This is a genomic window from Penaeicola halotolerans (genome assembly GCF_016464625.1).
GTDB classification, from domain to species: Bacteria; Bacteroidota; Bacteroidia; order Cytophagales; family Cyclobacteriaceae; genus Penaeicola; species Penaeicola halotolerans.
Window position 1 is genome coordinate 1 of sequence record NZ_JAEAGO010000032.1, and the last position, 321, is coordinate 321.

The window sequence follows — 321 nt, forward strand, 5'->3', positions numbered from 1 at the left end:
GGAAGCCAAAATAGAGAAAATGGCCAAAGTGACTTCTGAGGAAAATGTCACCAATATCGCTGGCGTGCCTACTTGGTCTATCGTTTTGATCCAGCGTATCGTAGAGCTTAAGGGTGCCAAAAACATCCTAGAAGTATGGCCTAACTTAGAGCTTTTCATTCACGGGGCAGTAGCTTTCGGACCTTATAGACAGCTTTACAAAGAGTTAATCCCTAAGAAAGGCATGAATTACCTAGAAACTTACAATGCCTCAGAACGCTTCTTCGGCATACAGGAACAGGCTAATTCAGGAGAGATGCTCTTGATGCTAGACTACGGGAT

General features: G+C 43.9%; 1 protein-coding gene. It reads left to right on the forward strand.

Annotated features, from left to right (window positions below; translation table 11 throughout):
- Nucleotides 1-321: GH3 family acyl-acid amido synthetase (locus I5349_RS13655; RefSeq protein ID WP_226391337.1), on the forward strand; the 321-nt coding region annotated here is incomplete at both ends.